Raw genomic sequence first — 17442 nt, 5'->3', positions numbered from 1 at the left:
CAATGCCCAATGCCCAATGCCCAATGCCCAATGCCCAATGCCCAATGCCCAATGCCCAATGCCCAATGCCCAATGCCCAATGCCCAATGCCCAATGCCTTTACTGCAAAATTCCAATCATGTGCAAGAAGCCGTGACCAGTAATCAGCTCGATGATTAAGGCAATAATCCCCAGCATGGCAATCCGACCATTCCATACTTCAGCGCTAGTAGTCAGACCCCATTCCCAACGCTCTTGAGGGTACATTTTCACCCTTTTTTTCATTTGGGCAGCTTGCGAAAGCTTGAAACTGGGATTTTTCAGCGCATCAATCACTAAGTCTGCCAGTGCATTAATAAATACCGGATGGGTATTGGGAGCCGGAACGCGACGGAAGTTGTGAATTCCTGATTCTTCTGCTACTTCCCGATACTCAATATCAATTTCTTGTAGTGTCTCAATATGCTCTGAGACAAAACTGATCGGTACGACAACCAAATCTTTCACGCCTTGTGCGCCTAGTTCTTTGAGGGCATCCTCAGTATAGGGTTGGAGCCATTCTACTGGGCCGACGCGACTTTGGTAAGCTAAAGTGTGGGCATTGGGTCGATTCAGGGTCTGCATAATCAGGGCTGTACATTCTTCAATTTCTTGCTGGTAAGGGTCGCCAGCCTCTTCAACGTAGCTTTTAGGAACGCCATGAGCGCTGAAGAATATATGAACTTGATCTGGATTAGGAAACTGTTCGAGTTCTTGGGCTACGAGTTCCGCCATTGCTTGCAGGTAGCCTGGTTCTTTATACCAAGAAGGAATGACGGTGTAATCAATGGGTTGAAGTTTTGGATCTTCTTGCCAAAGCTTTTCTAAAAGCCGGAAGCTGGAACCACTGGTACTGATCGAAAACTGGGGATATAGTGGTAAGATTACCAGGTGTTCTATATTATCTTGGGTGATCTGTGCGATCGCCTCTTCTGTATACGGATGCCAATAACGCATTCCCACGTAAATTTTAGCTTCTTGCCCCAAATAGCCCAACTGTTCTTTTAAAGCTTCCCCTTGCGCTTCTGTGATCTGCCGCAGTGGGGAACCGCCACCGATTTGTTTATAATTTGCTTGAGATGTTCTGGTTCGCCGCGTAGCAATAAACCAAGCTAGGGGCTTTTGCAACCAGCGAAACGGTAGGCGAATAATTTCCGGATCGGAAAATAGGTTATACAAAAACGGCCCGACATCTTCTAGCTTATCGGGACCACCGAGATTTAGTAATAAGACGCCTACACGACCCATAGCAGTTACTTTCCCCTAATCTTTTCAGATTTTTTACTAATGTTAACAATATATCTTTATTAAATATAAAGCTTAATAGCAAGGAAATATGCAATGGCAACAATTTTAAGGGATTGGAGTTACCGCTATCAATGGCTGTATGACGGGATCTCTCGTTTAGCAGCCTTAAGTGTAGGTGGTGAAGCTCGTTTTCGGCAACTTGCTTTGCAAGACTTAACAATTCACTCAGATACTCAGGTTTTAGATTTATGTTGTGGCAGTGGTCAAACGACGCAATTCTTGGTGAAATTTTCACAAAATGTAACAGGATTGGACGCTTCACCCAAGTCTTTGCAACGGGCGCGGCAAAATGTACCATTAGCTTCTTATGTCGAAGCTTTTGCCCAGGAGATGCCATTTGCAGATAATCTGTTTGATGTGGTGCATACCAGCGTTGCATTACACGAGATGCAGCCTCAGCAATTACGAAAAATTATTAATGAAGTTTATCGAGTGTTGAAGCCAGGAGGGGTATTTACGCTGGTGGATTTTCATGCTCCTACGAATCCGATATTTTGGCCTGGGGTATCACTGTTTTTGTTGTTGTTTGAGACGGAAACAGCTTGGCAATTATTAAAAACTGATTTGGCTAGATTGTTAACTGAAACTGGGTTTGAAGTGGGTGAGCCAACTTTATATGCAGGTGGTAGTTTGCAAGTAATACAGGCGAAGAAATGAAGGATAATTTGTTTGTGTAGGCATGTGCAAGCGGTGATTATGATATTGAAGTTGATGTTAAGCGATCGCCTGATTTATCGCCTCAAACATTTCTCGATTGCCTACACAAATTCCCTGAACTTTTCAGCAAGCCCTACGTAATGATGTACTGCACGCAGGCTTCCGTAAAGATCCTCAAAATGCAGAATATATCATTGAACAAACTAAGGAAATCATGAGAGAATCAATACCTTCGCCAATTTACGAGGGTGAGTTGATGACGCTTTCACTATTAACTCGCTGTTCTCGCTCAGTTTGGCAAAAACAATAAGTCCTAAAAATTCCTTTCAGGTTGACCACAAGTTTTTTTTAACGTATTGCCCACAGCATAAAGGTTCTGGCAGTCTCAGCCACCTTGTACGCTAAATGCTTATGTATGGGGAATTTTGCCAGTTTTTGCCAAAATTGTTGTAGGCTCTTATTTTGGCAAAGGTATTGAGAATGCAATAAAATTGCACAGAATTGGAATTTGAGAGATGAAAACCTATAATTTTGATCGCCTATACCAAAAAGAGTAGGGCAGCCGGGGAGCAGAGGGAGAAAATGTTACCTTGTCTCCCTCATTCCCCTTCTTCCCGCGTCAGTCTCAACCGATCAATTTCAACTTGATAGGCTACTGATGGTGGGAGCGATTTCTGCATCTGCTGATGTTTCGCCCACGCGGAGGATTTTAGCTCCCAATTGCTGCAACTTCACATCGAGTCGATCATAGCCGCGATCGAGGTGCTGCAATCCCTGAATTGTGGTTTGTCCTTGTGCCGCCAGTCCTGCGATGACTAGCGCTGCCGATGCCCGTAAGTCTGTGCCTAATACTGGTGCGCCAGACAATTTTGGCACTCCCCGCACGAAAGCAGCGTTGCCTTTGACACGAATATCTGCCCCCAAGCGATTCAACTCTGAGGCATGACGCAAGCGATTTTCAAAGACGGATTCGTTAATCACGCTGTCGCCTTCCGCTAATGTCAGCAAAGCCATGAACGGCGCTTGCATATCTGTGGGAAAACCTGGATGGTATTGAGTTTCAATATCCGTTGCCTTGAGGGTTTGCGCTGGCAGAATGCGTAAGTGTTCAGGCTTGTCCTCAATTATTGTCACCCCAATATCCCGCAGTTTGGCAATCACTGGTACTAGATGTTCTGGAGCCACCGGCGAGAGAGTCAGTTCTGAGCGGGTAATTGCTGCTGCTAACAAAAACGTCCCGGCCTCAATGCGATCGGGGATAATGGTGTAGTCAACAGAATGCAACTTGGCGACTCCTTCAATAATAATCCTGCTAGTCCCCGCACCCTTAATCTTGGCTCCCATCGCGTTACAGAAGTTAGCTAAATCAACTACTTCTGGTTCTCTGGCAGCATTTTCGATGATCGTTTCGCCCTCTGCCAGGGTAGCCGCCATCATCAAGTTTTCTGTTGCTCCGACGCTGGCAATGTCTAAGTAAATCTTCGCACCTTTTAATCTCCGGCTGCTGCCAGGGACGTAGGCATTACAAATGCCATGCTCAATCTGCACCTCAGCTCCCATTGCTTGCAGTCCTCGAACATGCAAGTCAACTGGTCTTGCTCCAATAGCACAACCGCCTGGTAAGGGCATCTGTGCTACTCCCAATCTTGCTAAAATGGCACCAATGGCGAAAAAACTCGCCCTCAACTGGGTAACTAGTTCGTAGGGAGCTTTCGACGTTTTAATTTCGCTGGCGTTGATGTCTAAAATATCGCCTTGCCGTGTTAAGCGTACACCCAAAGCCAATAACACCTGACCCATCCGCTCTACGTCCGCTAATAAAGGGACATTGCGGATGCGACAATCGCCCGGACACAGCAAGGCTCCAGCCATGATTACCAGTGCGGCATTTTTTGCCCCGCTAATTTTCACATGACCTCGCAAAGGATGCCCACCCCAAATTTGCAAGACTGAGGAGTCTGCTTTTGGAGCAAATTTGGCATCTGGTAAGCTGGTAGAAGGATTAATAAGCCTACCTCCAAAAGTAATACGTATTTTAGATGTTTGAAGTTGGTTTTGATTCTACAGTAAAGATTCAATTTATCCACATTTTCGGGCAACATCTTGGATAAAAAAATTGTTTTTTCGTGAATAATACAGGCTGAAAACAAGCAATAGTAAGCTTTTTGAGCTTTTGAAAAATTTAATAAAAAATCACTAACAAGTAGGATATTTAAGCAAAATTAAATACTCAGTAAAATAACTTAAGTGTCGTCTAAAAATCAAGGCTGTAGTGTTGAGTTAATATTTTGATTTGACCTAATCCCCTGAAAAACTCGTTTGCAGGTTGAGATTTTTAACGAGGCGTGATGTTTTCACTTGACAAAGGTCTAAAAATTATGCAATAATAGGAAATTGTCAATAAAGACAAAATGCAAAGCGGAACTGGCGGAATGGCAGACGCGCTAGATTCAGGTTCTAGTGCCGCAAGGCTTCCGGGTTCAAGTCCCGGGTTCCGCATATTATTTTAAGTTAGGAGTTAGAAGTGAAGAGTTATGAGTTGAAAGAAAACTAAATTAACTCCTAACTCCTAACTCCTAACTTTTTGATGTTAACCAGTTTACAAAATTCCCTAGTCAAGCAAATCCGCAAACTCCACTCCACGAAGGAACGACACAAGCAGGAGTTATTTTTGCTGGAAGGGACGCACCTGTTACAGGAAGCTTGTGCGGTGAATTACCCACTAGAAACAGTGTGTTGTACCCCAGAATGGCAAGCAGCCCATCCTTCGCTGTGGGAGGAAGCTTGTAGCCGATGCGATCGCTCCGAAATAGTCAGTAGAGAAATTTTGGATGCGATCGCTACCACAGTCCAACCGGATGGTGTGGTGGCAACGGCAAAGCGAAGCAAGCGCCAAACTCAACTACCATTTACTGGTTTAGTCCTAGCTTTAGAAACCGTGCAAGATCCCGGCAACCTGGGTACAATGATCCGCACTGCTGCTGCTGCTGGAGCGTCGGGGTTGTGGGTAAGTGGAGATAGTGTAGATTTAGACAGCCCCAAAGTTCTCCGGGCTTCAGCAGGGCAATGGTTTCGCCTAGCAACAGCCGTAACCGAAGATTTAAAAGCGACGGTGCAACAAAGTCAACAGGCAGGAATGCAGGTAGTGGCAACCTTACCCAGTGCGACTTTAACTTATTGGGAAGTGGACTGGCGAAAACCCAGTTTGATTTTACTGGGAAATGAAGGCGCTGGATTGTCGGCAGATTTAGCAGCGATCGCAGATCAGCAAGTCAAAATTCCTTTGAGTCCTGGGGTGGAATCTTTGAATGTGGCGATCGCAGCCGCTTTAATGTTGTACGAAGCACGGCGGCAAATGAGTTAGGAGTTAGGAGTTAGGAGTTAGAACTCATAACTTTTATTTCGTTTTTCTTTTTTCTTCGAGAAATTGTTCAATATCAGCAACTGCGTCTTCAAGGGCGGCTAAATCAATATCTATCAAGTCTTGATCGAGTTCGACTTCAGTGCCAGTGCTAGTATGCAGTTGGGCGATCTCTTCTTCCTGAGTGGAATTTTCTTGTAAGATATCCTCCAACTGATCGAGGGATTCTTGAAACACCTGATCAGCGACGCGGCGCGGTTGTGGCTGAATTTGCTCCATAATATTGACTTGAAAATCCTGATTTAGTGACTTAATTTTGATTGCAGTTCTTAGAGATTTAAATTTTGCACTAATAACATCATAGTTGTGTGCTGTATCAACTTTAGCAGTGGTTATCAAGAATATCGATACTTGGCTTTGGTTGCTTTTGCCAAGCTGTCTGCAATTGTTGGGACTTGTATTTTTACAAAGACTATGAAATACTCCTGAGACATTGTACGGTAAGCCGGGCGATAAATCGTAGTATATTTAATAGTATGCGATCGCGCTCTGGCGTCCAAGCTAGGCGATGTCTAGCAACAAGCCCGGAGTAACGGAGACGTCTTCAAGGCTGCACCTCTACGCAATATTTACAAGGAAAGTATTTTATGAGTAATGTAGAACTTTACTTTGCCAAAGCTTCCACCTTCTCCCAAAGAACCCGTGTGGTTTTACTGGAAAAAGGAATTGACTTTAGCGCCACTGAAATTGACTTACAAAACAAACCAGATAGCTACACACAGATTTCGCGCTACGGCAAAGTCCCTGCGATTAAACATGGGGATATCGAAATTTATGAGTCTGCGATCATCAACGAATATCTTGATGAAGTCTTCCCAGAACCAGCTTTATTACCCCGCGATCCAGGTGCTAAAGCGATCGCTCGGATTTGGATCGACTATGCCAACACTCGCTTTGTACCCGCCTTTAACAAACTCCTGCGTGGTAAAGATGCTCAAGAACAGGGACAGGGACAAAGAGAGTTTTTGGAATCTCTGTTGTACATTGAGCAAGAAGGACTAGGTAAGCTGTCTGGTGATGGTTCTTACTGGTTAGGGGATCAGTTTAGTTTAGTAGATATCAGCTTCTATCCTTGGTTTGAACGCTTGCCCCTCCTAGAACACTTCCGCAATTTCACCTTACCAACAGAAACCCCTCGCTTGCAGAAATGGTGGAATAGTCTGCGCGATCGCGAGTCAATTCGGGCTGTGGAAAATCCTGCAAGCTTCTATATAGAAAGATTTGCCAAGATTCTTGGTGCGCCCACTGCCGTTGCTTCTGGTCAAAAGTAGAGAGTAGGGGTTTAGCAATGCTAAACCCCTACAGGGAATGGGGAGTAGGGAATAAAACCCTATGTAGACATTATTGACACACTCCCCCGTTTAGAAAACGAGGGATTCTGGGGTCAAACAATGATTGCAGGTATAACCCGTCTGATATCATCTAGCCCAATGGACTTGCGGCCATGCCCACTTAATTGTTTCATACCATGACCAATTTATTCGGTTACTCGCTTATATCCCCTGCATGAATAACAGGGGCTTTACGCATCACCAGTCGTAAAACATTGTTGAATTCACTGGGAGATTTAACCCATGAGCTTAGACAGTCAATTGTTCAAGGAACTACCGCACGTTGAGGGAGAACTTAATTATCTCACCCCAACAGCAGAAAAACCTGTCAACTATACCTACGAACCACCGCTAGGCATTCCACAGCGAAGCGGCAAGTATGAGGTACATACACTCCCCATCTATAATGCGCGGACGATCTTACAAGACGTGTCCTTGGATCAAGAGGGATTCGCCTTGGCCGAACACCACAGCACTGTTGAAGACTTTTATGATCAAGATGAGGTGCGCCGCGTTTACTACCCAGAGTCCGAGCAATTCCTCAAGGATTTGACAGGTGCCCAAAGGGTGATAGTGTTCGATCACAACCTCCGTAATGCTGAACGGGCGAAGCAGGGCGAGCAAGGGATAAAGACGCCAGTAAGGGGCGTACATAACGACTTCACCGCCAAATCTGGCTATAGTCGCGCCCGTGCCGTGCTGGAAACACTCGGTACTGAAGACCCCGATGAGCTTCTACAGCATAGATTCAGTGTAGTCAGCCTCTGGCGACCGATCGCGGAACCAGTGCAGGAGTCTCCATTAGCGGTGTGTGACGCCCAAAGTATCGCACCGACAGACCTTGTAGCTACCGACCTTGTGTATCGCGATCGCGTCGGCGAAACCTACGCGGTTACGTACAACCCGAAACATCGATGGTTTTACTTTCCGCAAATGCAACGGAACGAAGCGCTACTCATCAAGTGTTTTGACTCAGCACAGGAAGGTTTGGCGCGGTTCGCCGCCCACACCGCATTTGATGACCCAACAAGCCAGCCGGATGCCCCGCCCCGCGAGAGTATCGAGTTGCGGACGTTGGTCTTTTATGCGGCATAAGAAATAGGCAGGGGGAGCAGAGGGAGCAGGGGAAGCAGAGGGAGAAGCACCAATGCCCAATGCCCCATGCCCCATGCCCCCTACTACTGCAATTCAAATCTTGCCTGAAAGAAGCGGAGATATTTCGGCTCATAAATCATTTTGAGTCCGCGTAGGCGATCGCAATTGTAATAAACTTCTTCAACTGCCTCAGCAGTCAGATCCATGTGAGCCTGGGTATAAACGCGGCGTGGAATAGTCAAACGTACTAGTTCTAACTCTGGATAATAATTTTCGCCTGTTTCTTTACTGCGCCCTGCGGAAACGATACCCCGTTCCATTGCCCGAATGCCTGCCTCTAGATACAGTTCCGCTGCTAGACGTTGTGCCGGAAATTGCTCTTGGGGGATTTGTGGTAAAAAGCGTTTGGCATCTAAATAAATGGCATGACCACCAATGGGCACAACAATCGGAATACCCCAATCTAAAAGCTTTTGTCCGAGGTACTCAACCTGCCCGACACGGGCACGAATATGATCATCTTTAACTGACTCTTCTATACCCCGTGCCATAGCTTCCATATCCCGCCCAGCCATACCACCGTAAGTATGTAGACCTTCATAGATTACTATCAGATTACGTGCTTACTCGTAAAGATTATAGTCATTGAGAGCTAGTCAACCGCCGATGTTAACTAGTGCATCCTTCTTACCACTCATGGTGCAACCGTCGGTATAGGAGCAAAATTCATGTAAGATAGCTGCGATCGCCTGTTCGCATTCAGCACGAGTAGTGATTTTTAATGGCTCAACCACCTTGATTTTATATGGCTCTGCCCAAGAGCGACGGCGGCGCAAAGAAGTGTGCTTGGCGTCGGTCATAAATTGATTGCTCCTTCATGCAGGTTAGCCGAATATTTGCATACCATTTTGGTTGCTAATACTTGCTGTTGCCAAGACCGTCATAACTAGTTTTAGCGCTCTTTAGGGGCACACCACTGAGCTATTGGTTCAATTCGTGCTTGCTGTATCAATTCCCAAACTTGCGATTGATTACAACCATAGGTAGATGCTAATAATTCCTCGCCTTGTTTTTTTGCCTCCTCAGCAGATACACCAAAGGTCATGATTTCTTCGTCTTGGTTAGCTGTAATTCTCTCAACTGAAATAATACAGATATATTGCGGTTCATTATGTCTTATTTGTTGCACCATAATTTACCTACCAATCTCACTGTTAATTGTGTCTATTTTCTAGTCTAGAGAAATCACAAGTGAAAGTGAAACAGATGTGATTTGAAAAACACTAACTTTTATACGTCGTTAAGACAACATTAAGAATTCTCTCAAAATCACCAAATTTTGGAGTGTAAACAGTTACGTATGGGAAAATCAAGTTAAGCATCAACAAATATCTTTTTGTAAATTTTTGTTTGTTTTTTAGATTCAGTAATGTGTTGAAACACACGCATTTGCGTAGGCGTAGTCCGTCATAGACATCGCTACATGGATTAATTTAAATCTCTGTTGGTTAATCTCTGGGAGTCAGCAAATCAAGGCTAATACCCCCAAAGATGAACTTTTCTTTACTCAATGCAGGCTGAATGCATTGAGTCAGTACAAGTTTGATAAAAATTGGAGGTTATAAAATGGCAATTCGGAATAACTTAGTCGCTAATTTCTGGCAAAGAGTACAAAAAGATTCAGTTAGTTGGGGATCATTAGCCCTTTGGATTAGTGCATTAGTTGTTTTATTAGTAATGCTTACAATGTTTTCTAACGCTTAATCTTAGCAGGGTTATTCTAGTTCCTGGGCAGCAGCCTGGGAACTAACATAGGGTAGACTCTTATCCCTAGAAAACTAAAATTATGAACTGCAAACTTCTGGTAACAGCCGTAGTGCTAGCTATTACTGGCTTTATTACTCCTGTTAAATCTCAAGCACCTACTACCGATACTCCAGCAAAATCGAATCACGTTTTGAATGCTTGTGTCCAAAATCAAGCAGAAACTTTACCAAATCCCTTTAGTGATGTGCCAGTAGACCATTGGGCTTTCAAAGCAGTTATGACCATGCACTACTGCGGTGCCTTCCGCAAAGCAACACCACCAGCTTTATTTCAAAAACTGCAACCAACAAATAGCCAGCAGCAACCGCAGAAAGAACCGCAGTTTCAAAAATAGAGCGTTGCTGATTAAAGATATGAAAATATCACGCAGATAGAATTTTGAGTACCAAAAGCTGCCGGTTGAAATTTCGGTGGACGTTGAGAGCAAGAGAGACAAAGAAAAGCGCCTTTATCGTGTGGTCTAAATAAATAAAAGCTGCTGTAAATAGCTCAAAGTAAAATTTATCTTGATAATTTTACTAGAGAGCTTGGAGTTCCGAATTCTGAAGCTCAAGTTCCGATATAGTAACTGGTAAATTGGGAAATAACTATACAGGACTTACGCAACTGGCACAGAGCGATCGCCAATTGCTAGTACATAGGTATTAGTTAAATCTGATTTCGAAAGCCTTGAATTCGTAATAGAAGCCTGTATATTGAAAGCAAAGCATGAAATATTCATGAGAAAATAGGTAGAGGTTGTATGAGATAAATGTTGCTTACGGTAATGAGATTTACTAAGCTTAATTACTGCCAATACTTATTAAGTAGTCAAATTAATTATACGATGACCAATTTGGCAGAGCATTTAGAGACTATTAGTCATGATGCAATTAACTACTCTTTTGTTGAGAGAAAAGTTAACACCTCGATTACTTTGGGATAACGTGAAAGAGGTAGTTGAGCCTGATACCAATGGTTACATAATATTTGATGATAGCGTTTTAGATAAAAGGTATTCTGAAGAAATAGAAATAGTCAGGAGACAATATAGTGGTAATGAGCATGGTGTCCTCAAAGGTATTGGTGTAGTTAGTTGCGTGTATGTCAACCCTACTATTCAAAGATTTTGGGTAATAGATTACCGCATTTTTAATCCTGACGTGGATGGTAAAACTAAGATAGACCATGTGAAAGATATGCTGCAAAACCTTGTGTATCATAAGCTTTTACCGTTTGATACTGTTTTGATGGACACGTGGTATGCGGTACACAGTTTAATACTATATATTGATAGTCTAGACAAGATTTATTATTGCCCCTTAAAAAATAATCGGTTAGTTGATGATACATTTGCTAAAGAAAAATATAAACGCATTGAATTATTAGAATGGAGTGAAGAAGAGTTAGAATGTGGTAAAATCGTAAAAATAAAAGGGTTTCCTGCTCCGAAAAAAGTGAAACTATTCCGGGTTACTGTTTCTACCAACAGAACGGATTATATCGTCACTAACGATTTATCTCAAAGCTCCACGGATGTTGTACAAGAGGTGTGTAAAATTCGTTGGAAAATCGAGGAGTTTCACCGAGAGATTAAACAACTAACAGGCATTGAATCTTGTCAATGTCGTAAAGCTAGGCTTCAAAGAAATCATATTGCTTGTGCAATGTTGGTTTGGATTAGATTAAAGGATTTAGCCTATAAAACCGGTCAAACTGTCTATCAAATCAAGCATAATTTGCTTTCTAATTATTTAATTCAGCAACTAAAACGCCCAAGTATTCCTATGTGCTTGGTTTGATTTAAATTGTCGTGTGGCAGGGCTACGCCCCGCCCGCTATTTGTGCCAGTTGCGTAAGTCCTGCTATAATAGACCTCTTGCAAAATTATTTTGTGGTAATATTGGGGACTTTGTAGCTTGAATCAATCTACCTATGCGATCCGAGCAAACAAAAAAGTTATCGAATCGAGAGTTAAAACGTCTGGTTGGGGTGCAACGACGCACTTTTTATGAATTTACCTCTATCGGTATACTATATAAACAGCTTGCAATGTATTTACGCTCAGGAGTGAGATCCCTTGCTCTCCTCGCAATATAGTTCACCCTATTCGGGTGCTATATGGAAAAAGTCAATCCAATAACCAATAAATAGTTAGGCGTCACGCGTATGGTTAACCTTGCAGATTCGTTGCGCGAACTGAAGACCATTCTCGGTCGCCAAGATGTCCGTGCTGCCGTCATTTTCCTGAACGGACTGAGCGAGCATCGCTTCACGGCGCTGTATCAGTTCGATCAAGAAACACTGCATAACGTTTGCTTTTTCGACCGGGAGAATCCGACGCAAGAGTTAACGCCGGACATTCCGGTGATGGCCTCATATTGCGTTTTTGTCCGTAGCAGCCGAGGAACGTTCACGACACCCGACTCACTCCAAGACGATCGGGTTCGCGGCCACCCGAAGTGGAAAGAAGTGCAATCCTACTGCGGCGTGCCACTGCTGGATGAAGACGGCAAGATGTTCGGGACGATCTGTCACTTCGACTTCCGACCAATGGCAATAAGCGACACAAACGTCGAGCTGATGGAGGCGATAGCGCCATTGATAAGACGAATCGCATACCGCACACGCCCTGATCAATGATTTAATCAATTAACCTGCCTAACGATGCGTTCGAGGGCAGACGCGCCAAAAGCACGCGTGCCACTCAAGGCGGACGTTATGCCGCCTCAAGTTAGGCACTGAAAAGCTTATCTGTTGTTCTTCAGAGTAAGGCATCGTTAGCTTTTTGATGATACGGTGTTTTGAGCTTGGTAGTGGGGCGATCGCAAGGTGATAACAACGACTCAACTGGTATATTGCAAAAGTTAATCAGGCCGAAAGTTATCAATAAATAGCAGAAATTAAACCAATGAGTGAGAGCGATTTCTACGACGGGCTACGCCTACGCAAAAAGACTATCATCCAAACAGGGCAAAAGGTCAATTTTGTAGATATTGGCAGTTCATTTTTGCCTGCTTTTGAAAAGATAACGAGTGTTTTAGTTGTACCTTTTACCAAGGATGGTTTAATTGTATGCGCTCTCCTTGACCGTGGTATTGATCGTATTGATCTTCCTGGGGGACATGTAGAGGTAAATGAATTTACTTGTGAGGAAACTGCAAAACGCGAGGTTATGGAGGAGGTAGGAGTAACTCTGGAAGAATTAAAACTTGTGAAAGTTATCCAGTCTGATTGACATTTTAGGAATTGCTTGACCATCAACAAGCTCAAAAGTTATGTCTCCCTCGCCTAGTGGAAGATTTAGGAACTCTTGCAAAGTTAATTGATTCTTGGCTTGGAGTATCATGGCTCAATAATTCGTAATTCGTAATTGAAGGACAGAGCAACTAATTTTTATTCTGACTCCTGAATTCTGACTCCTGAATTCTTCTTCAAATTGTTCACATCTTCCGCAACACTTGCCGAATAATATCCGATGGTACTTCATCAGTAACTGTCACTACACCAATCTCCGTTGGTAAAACAAATCGTACTTTCCCCGCTTTGACTTTCTTATCTAACTGCAACGCCTCAATAATTGCTTCAATATCCACCCCAGCTGGTAACTGAGTCGGTAAACCCGTTTTTTGAATTAAAGCGTTTTGACGTTCCGTATCTTCCTTTTGCCACAGTCCCAAATCCACAGCAATTTGACCGGCTGCTACCATGCCAATGGCTACCGCTTCACCATGATTTACTAGACGATAACCAGTCAAACTTTCCACTGCATGACCGATGGTATGTCCATAGTTGAGAATCGCCCGTAATCCGCCTTCTTTTTCATCTTTGCCAACAACATCAGCTTTAGCTTGACAAGAGCGCGTTAATATGCTGTTTATCAATTCAGGTTTTACATAGCGAAGTTGGTCTAGGCGTTTACTTGCTTCCAACTGGGCGAACAATTCGGCATCCCAAATCACACCGTATTTAATAACTTCTGCCATCCCTGCCCGAAACTCGCGCATCGGAAGAGTTTTTAACACATCTGGGTCAATCAAAACCAAGCGCGGTTGATGGAATGCCCCAATCAAGTTTTTACCGTGGGGATGATTCACGCCAGTTTTGCCACCAATTGCCGAATCCACCATCGCCAACAGAGAGGTAGGCACTTGCACAACATTAATGCCGCGCAGCCAAGTTGCGGCCGCAAAGCCAGTCATATCGCCAATTACACCTCCGCCCAAAGCCACCATAGTAGAAGAACGTTCTAGGCGATTTTCCAAGGCGATATCGTAAAGTTTTTGAATGGAGTTGAGGGTTTTGTAGCGTTCCCCAGGTGGTAGGATGCAGCTAGCAACTTCAAATCCAGCAGATGTCAGGGATGCGATCGCTCTTTGGCCAAAATGTTTTAAAATCGTCTGATTAGAAACCAGCAATACTTTCTTGCCTAGATTGAGACTGGCCATCTGTTGACCGAGATCATCTAAACTCGAAGGTGAGTTAGCATCGCTCAACGAAGTTATCGCAATCTCATAAGACTGCTCTGGTAAATTTACATTAATTAAAGTCATTGCCCAACCCCAAACAAGCGCCCGTGGGCTGTATTCTATCGCAATCTGGGAGTGGGGAGTGGGGAGTTAGGAGTTAGGAGTTAGGAGTTAAAAGTGGGGAATCTCATTTCTTTTCTTGGAACTCGGAACTGTTTTACCCCATGCCCCATGACCAATGCCCAACAACTAATGCCCAATGCCCAATGCCCAATGCCCAATCCCCAACAACTAATGATTCAATAGATTTAGGAAGTATTGTGGAGAAAAATAAATGTTTGCAATTGTTGCTTACATCGGCTTTTTAGCTTTGTTCTTTGGTTTGGCTGTCGGTCTGCTGTTCGGTCTGCGGACTACCAAAATAATTTAACCAAGACTCTTGTGGGGCGGGCATCTTGCCTGCCCTCAAGTCTCAGGTTATAAAATCTACATTACTTAGTAATGATTCAGGTTAATGCCAGCTTCTTTTGCCATTGCTTCTAACCCATTAATTTGTAGGGTTTTGATTGCTTTGGTAGACAGCTTTAATCTCACCCAGCGATTTCCGCCTTCCCACCAAACACGCTTGTTTTGCAGATTAGCGTGCTGAAGGCGTTTAGTACGGCGGTGGGAGTGGGAAACAGCAAAGGCGTTATTTGCCTTTCTACCAGTTAGTTCACAGCGACGGGACATAGCAAGTATCTCCAGATTGTTATTTTAATACAGCCTTTCCATTCTAGGTCTTAGGCAACAGAAGTGGGGAGTGGGGAGTTAGGAGTTAGGAGTTAGGAGTTAGGAGTGGGGAATCTCATTTCTTTACTTGGAACTCGGAACTGTTTTACCCCATGCCCAATGCCCAATGCCCAATGCCCCATGCCCCACTATTTACTAGCTTGTTCCGTCAGCTTTGTGAGTACTTCATTCGATCGCTCGACGAAGGATTTCATTCCCTCAGCGTCAAATCCTTTCTGAGACATCAGCGCTAAATCGTAGACGTGTTGACAAATCAACTTCACTAACTGATCTGTAGGCGATTGACCGTCACCTTGAATAATACTACCTTGGTTAATATTTGCCAGATTTTGAATCAGTGGGTGAGCAGTATTCACCAGCAAAATGTGATCTTCGGGAAACTCTACTGTCTGCTGCTGCATCATGGCGTTCATTTCTCGCATGCGGCGGAGAATCTCTGGTAAAAGCACGATCGCAGGTGGTGTACCTTGAGGATCATCTGATTTCAACGCTTCGGTACGGATGTTGAGTTTCGGTTTGTTAAGGGATTTCTCAAATAACTCTTTGATCGTCTCACTCCGGGTTTTGTTCGTATTAGGATCAACAATTTCCGCAGCTTTGTCTTGTTCCAGCAGGGTATTATCTAAATCTGAGTCTACCCGCGTAAATTTGACATCCTGATATTCCCGCTCTAGGAAGTTGATAAAGTGGGTGTCAATGAAGGAGTCCATAAACAAGACTTCCAAGCCTTGATTTTTGTGCAGTTCTATATAGGTAGCTTGGGTTGCTCCATCGGTGCTGTAGAAAACCCGGTTTTCGTGGTGTTCTTTGTTACGTTCTAGATACTCTTTCAGCGTGGTGTAAGGAGCGCTGGGTGCTGAAAAATCAGTATTGTCCGAGGGAGGAGTCACATCTTGCCAAGCATCCCCCTCTGAAGACTGTACCTCAACTGCTGGAGTTTCAGCAGCAGGTTTTTCTGTCAGTTTGGCGGTGGTGCGGAAGACGATGATATCTTCGATTTGTTTTTTGAATTTCTCGTCGTTGAGAACGCCGAATTTTACAAAAGTACCAAGATCCTTCCAGGCGCTAATGTATTGTTCACGATTATCGCGGAAAAGTTCTTTGAGACGATCGCCTACTTTTTTGGCAATATAATCACCGATTCTCCGCACGGTGCGATCGCCTTGCAAGGCACTGCGGGATACGTTCAGGGGAATATCGGTGCTATCAATAACACCGCGCATCGGCATCAGAAATTGCGGGATAATTTCTTCGCAGTTGTCGCTAACAAAAACTTGATTGCAAAATAGCTTGATCTGCCCTTTAGTAACATCTACATCTGGCCTCATTTTGGGAAAATACAGAATCCCGTTGATGATAAAGGGATAGTCAGTATTTAGATGTACCCATAACAAAGGTTCTTCCTGAAAAGGATATAAGTAGCGGTAAAACTCTAAATAATCTTCTTGACTCAGATTACTCGGAGAGTCTCGCCACGGTGCTTTTTGCTTATTTAATACTTCGCCATCCAGTTTAATTGGTACTGGCAAGAAGTCGCAGTAGGTCTTGACAAGATTCTTAATTCGTGCTGGTTCTAGAAATTCCTCCTCTTCTCCTTGCAGGCTAAGAGTAATAGTAGTGCCGCGAGTTGTTCGGGGCGAATCTTCTAGGGTGAAAGCTGGGGAACCATCGCAAGTCCAGTGAACCGCCTGCGCTCCTTCTTGATATGAAAGAGTATCAATCTCTACCTTTTGCGCCACCATGAAGGAGGAATAGAAGCCAAGACCGAAGTGACCGATTATGGGTTGATCTGACTTGTCTTCATACTTATGAATAAATTCTTCAGCACTAGAGAAGGCAACCTGATTGATATATTTCTTAACTTCATCTGCGGTCATCCCGATACCGTTATCGGAGATCGAGAGAGTCTTCTGATCTTTGTCAATGGCAATTTCAATTTCCGGTTCGCCAATATCTCCAGCATAATCTCCGGCGCGGGATACCATTTTCAGCTTTTGGATGGCGTCTACAGCGTTAGATACCAGTTCCCGCAAGAATATTTGGTGGTCTGAGTAGAGCGACTTCTTGATAATTGGGAAAATATTCTCAGTATGAATACTGATAGTGCCTTGTTCTAGCATGGTTATCCGCCTGTTTTAGTTGCAGAGATAATTCTGAGGATCAATTTTCCCCTATTCTCAATTATTTGAGGTCAGGAATACCTCTTTATTTTATTCGGATTTCACTACCATCAAGCGAAAATGCTGTATAAACTACTGTTGTAATTTGTTATATACAGCAGAATCCAGAATTCAGAAGTAAAACAGGGTTTATAACTGGCTTTGGGACGAATCGTTGTGTACTTCACTTTTCTTGAAATCTGCTGTAAGTAAATTTGCATCTGTTGCTAACTGCCATAAAGCTTCAGTCCAAGTCTTATACCATTTCTTTGTAAAGCTGCGCCAAACGCTTTTAACTTCTTTCTTTCTTTCTTCGTGTCCTTCGCGTCCTTCTCCCAAGGGGAGACGCTAACGCGAACGCGGTTCGTTTTTCTTTCTTGTACTGA

Annotated in this window: 16 protein-coding genes, 1 tRNA gene and 3 pseudogenes; 11 read left to right on the top strand and 9 right to left on the bottom strand. The window is 43.8% G+C overall.

Translation table 11 applies throughout. From position 1 onward, the window contains the following. Window positions 1-99: 99 nt before the first annotated feature. A complete protein-coding gene (hemH, locus tag V7L05_RS24535; RefSeq protein WP_335167928.1) occupies window positions 100-1266 on the bottom strand; it encodes a ferrochelatase in 1167 nt (388 codons plus the stop codon). A gap of 93 nt (window positions 1267-1359) precedes the next feature. On the opposite strand from hemH, the gene V7L05_RS24530 reads away from it, so the two are divergent. After that, on the top strand, window positions 1360-1983 hold the full coding sequence (locus V7L05_RS24530) for a class I SAM-dependent methyltransferase (protein ID WP_335167926.1): 624 nt from the start codon (window positions 1360-1362) through the stop codon (window positions 1981-1983). A gap of 639 nt (window positions 1984-2622) precedes the next feature. Here V7L05_RS24530 and murA read toward each other — a convergent pair. Continuing rightward, window positions 2623-3990 carry a UDP-N-acetylglucosamine 1-carboxyvinyltransferase gene (gene murA / locus V7L05_RS24525; RefSeq protein WP_335167929.1) on the bottom strand — a complete coding sequence of 456 codons (1368 nt, stop codon included), beginning with the start codon at window positions 3988-3990 and terminating at the stop codon, window positions 2623-2625. Window positions 3991-4401: 411 nt separating this feature from the next. Between murA and V7L05_RS24520 the strand changes: the two genes are divergently transcribed. Further along, window positions 4402-4482 (top strand) — tRNA-Leu (locus V7L05_RS24520). 88 nt (window positions 4483-4570) lie between these two features. Then, entirely contained in the window at window positions 4571-5347 is a 777-nt protein-coding gene (locus tag V7L05_RS24515; protein WP_335167924.1) for a TrmH family RNA methyltransferase, read from the top strand. Window positions 5348-5380: 33 nt separating this feature from the next. Here V7L05_RS24515 and V7L05_RS24510 read toward each other — a convergent pair whose 3' ends face one another. Beyond that, window positions 5381-5743 (bottom strand): hypothetical protein, encoded by a 363-nt coding sequence (locus V7L05_RS24510; protein ID WP_335167923.1) that lies wholly within the window; start codon window positions 5741-5743, stop codon window positions 5381-5383. A 248-nt stretch (window positions 5744-5991) separates the two neighbouring features. Between V7L05_RS24510 and V7L05_RS24505 the strand changes: the two genes are divergently transcribed. Beyond that, window positions 5992-6675 carry a glutathione S-transferase family protein gene (locus tag V7L05_RS24505; RefSeq protein ID WP_335167922.1) on the top strand — a complete coding sequence of 228 codons (684 nt, stop codon included), beginning with the start codon at window positions 5992-5994 and terminating at the stop codon, window positions 6673-6675. Between the two features lie 303 nt (window positions 6676-6978). Beyond that, window positions 6979-7830 carry a CmcJ/NvfI family oxidoreductase gene (locus V7L05_RS24500; RefSeq protein WP_335167920.1) on the top strand — a complete coding sequence of 284 codons (852 nt, stop codon included), beginning with the start codon at window positions 6979-6981 and terminating at the stop codon, window positions 7828-7830. 83 nt (window positions 7831-7913) lie between these two features. Here V7L05_RS24500 and V7L05_RS24495 read toward each other — a convergent pair. Together V7L05_RS24495 and V7L05_RS24490 are read right to left on the bottom strand one after the other, a co-directional pair. Beyond that, a pseudogene (locus tag V7L05_RS24495) lies at window positions 7914-8690 on the bottom strand (tryptophanase). 92 nt (window positions 8691-8782) lie between these two features. Then, entirely contained in the window at window positions 8783-9022 is a 240-nt protein-coding gene (locus tag V7L05_RS24490) for a hypothetical protein (RefSeq protein WP_335167918.1), read from the bottom strand. A 654-nt stretch (window positions 9023-9676) separates the two neighbouring features. Between V7L05_RS24490 and V7L05_RS24485 the strand changes: the two genes are divergently transcribed. The 4 genes and pseudogenes from V7L05_RS24485 to V7L05_RS24470 all read left to right on the top strand — a co-directional run bounded on the left by V7L05_RS24485 (window position 9677) and on the right by V7L05_RS24470 (window position 12874). Beyond that, window positions 9677-9991: an S-layer protein gene (locus tag V7L05_RS24485; RefSeq protein ID WP_335167916.1), complete on the top strand. Its 315-nt coding sequence runs from the start codon at window positions 9677-9679 to the stop codon at window positions 9989-9991. A 432-nt stretch (window positions 9992-10423) separates the two neighbouring features. Continuing rightward, window positions 10424-11438 (top strand): annotated as a pseudogene (locus V7L05_RS24480) (IS701 family transposase). Between the two features lie 367 nt (window positions 11439-11805). Continuing rightward, entirely contained in the window at window positions 11806-12279 is a 474-nt protein-coding gene (locus tag V7L05_RS24475) for a GAF domain-containing protein (protein WP_335167914.1), read from the top strand. Window positions 12280-12547: 268 nt separating this feature from the next. Next, complete coding sequence (locus tag V7L05_RS24470) at window positions 12548-12874, top strand: NUDIX hydrolase (RefSeq protein ID WP_335167912.1); 327 nt, start codon at window positions 12548-12550, stop codon at window positions 12872-12874. Here the strand turns inward: V7L05_RS24470 and V7L05_RS24465 are convergent. Together V7L05_RS24465 and aroB are read right to left on the bottom strand one after the other, a co-directional pair. Further along, a pseudogene (locus V7L05_RS24465) lies at window positions 12872-12985 on the bottom strand (Uma2 family endonuclease); the annotation flags it as partial. The gene V7L05_RS24470 and the pseudogene V7L05_RS24465 sit on opposite strands and share 3 nt — an antisense overlap. A 94-nt stretch (window positions 12986-13079) precedes the next feature. Then, the gene (gene aroB, locus V7L05_RS24460; RefSeq protein ID WP_335167911.1) at window positions 13080-14189 is read right to left on the bottom strand and encodes a 3-dehydroquinate synthase; all 1110 of its coding nucleotides are present in this window, start codon (window positions 14187-14189) and stop codon (window positions 13080-13082) included. 93 nt (window positions 14190-14282) lie between these two features. Here aroB and V7L05_RS24455 point away from each other — a divergent pair, with 93 nt between their 5' ends. Together V7L05_RS24455 and petL are read left to right on the top strand one after the other, a co-directional pair. Next, window positions 14283-14411, top strand: a complete 129-nt coding sequence (locus V7L05_RS24455; protein ID WP_335167909.1) for a hypothetical protein — start codon at window positions 14283-14285, stop codon at window positions 14409-14411. A 28-nt stretch (window positions 14412-14439) separates the two neighbouring features. Beyond that, on the top strand, window positions 14440-14535 hold the full coding sequence (petL, locus tag V7L05_RS24450) for a cytochrome b6-f complex subunit PetL (protein ID WP_335167908.1): 96 nt from the start codon (window positions 14440-14442) through the stop codon (window positions 14533-14535). Between the two features lie 65 nt (window positions 14536-14600). Here petL and rpmB read toward each other — a convergent pair whose 3' ends face one another. Continuing rightward, on the bottom strand, window positions 14601-14837 hold the full coding sequence (rpmB, locus tag V7L05_RS24445) for a 50S ribosomal protein L28 (RefSeq protein ID WP_334948000.1): 237 nt from the start codon (window positions 14835-14837) through the stop codon (window positions 14601-14603). A 188-nt stretch (window positions 14838-15025) separates the two neighbouring features. Beyond that, on the bottom strand, window positions 15026-17017 hold the full coding sequence (gene htpG, locus V7L05_RS24440; protein WP_335167906.1) for a molecular chaperone HtpG: 1992 nt from the start codon (window positions 17015-17017) through the stop codon (window positions 15026-15028). Window positions 17018-17442 lie beyond the last annotated feature (425 nt).

The organism is Nostoc sp., assembly GCF_036917755.1.
In the GTDB taxonomy this organism is placed as follows: Bacteria; Cyanobacteriota; Cyanobacteriia; order Cyanobacteriales; family Nostocaceae; genus Nostoc.
Note: the sequence above shows the minus strand (reverse complement) of the source record. Positions and strands in the feature narration are given on the sequence as shown.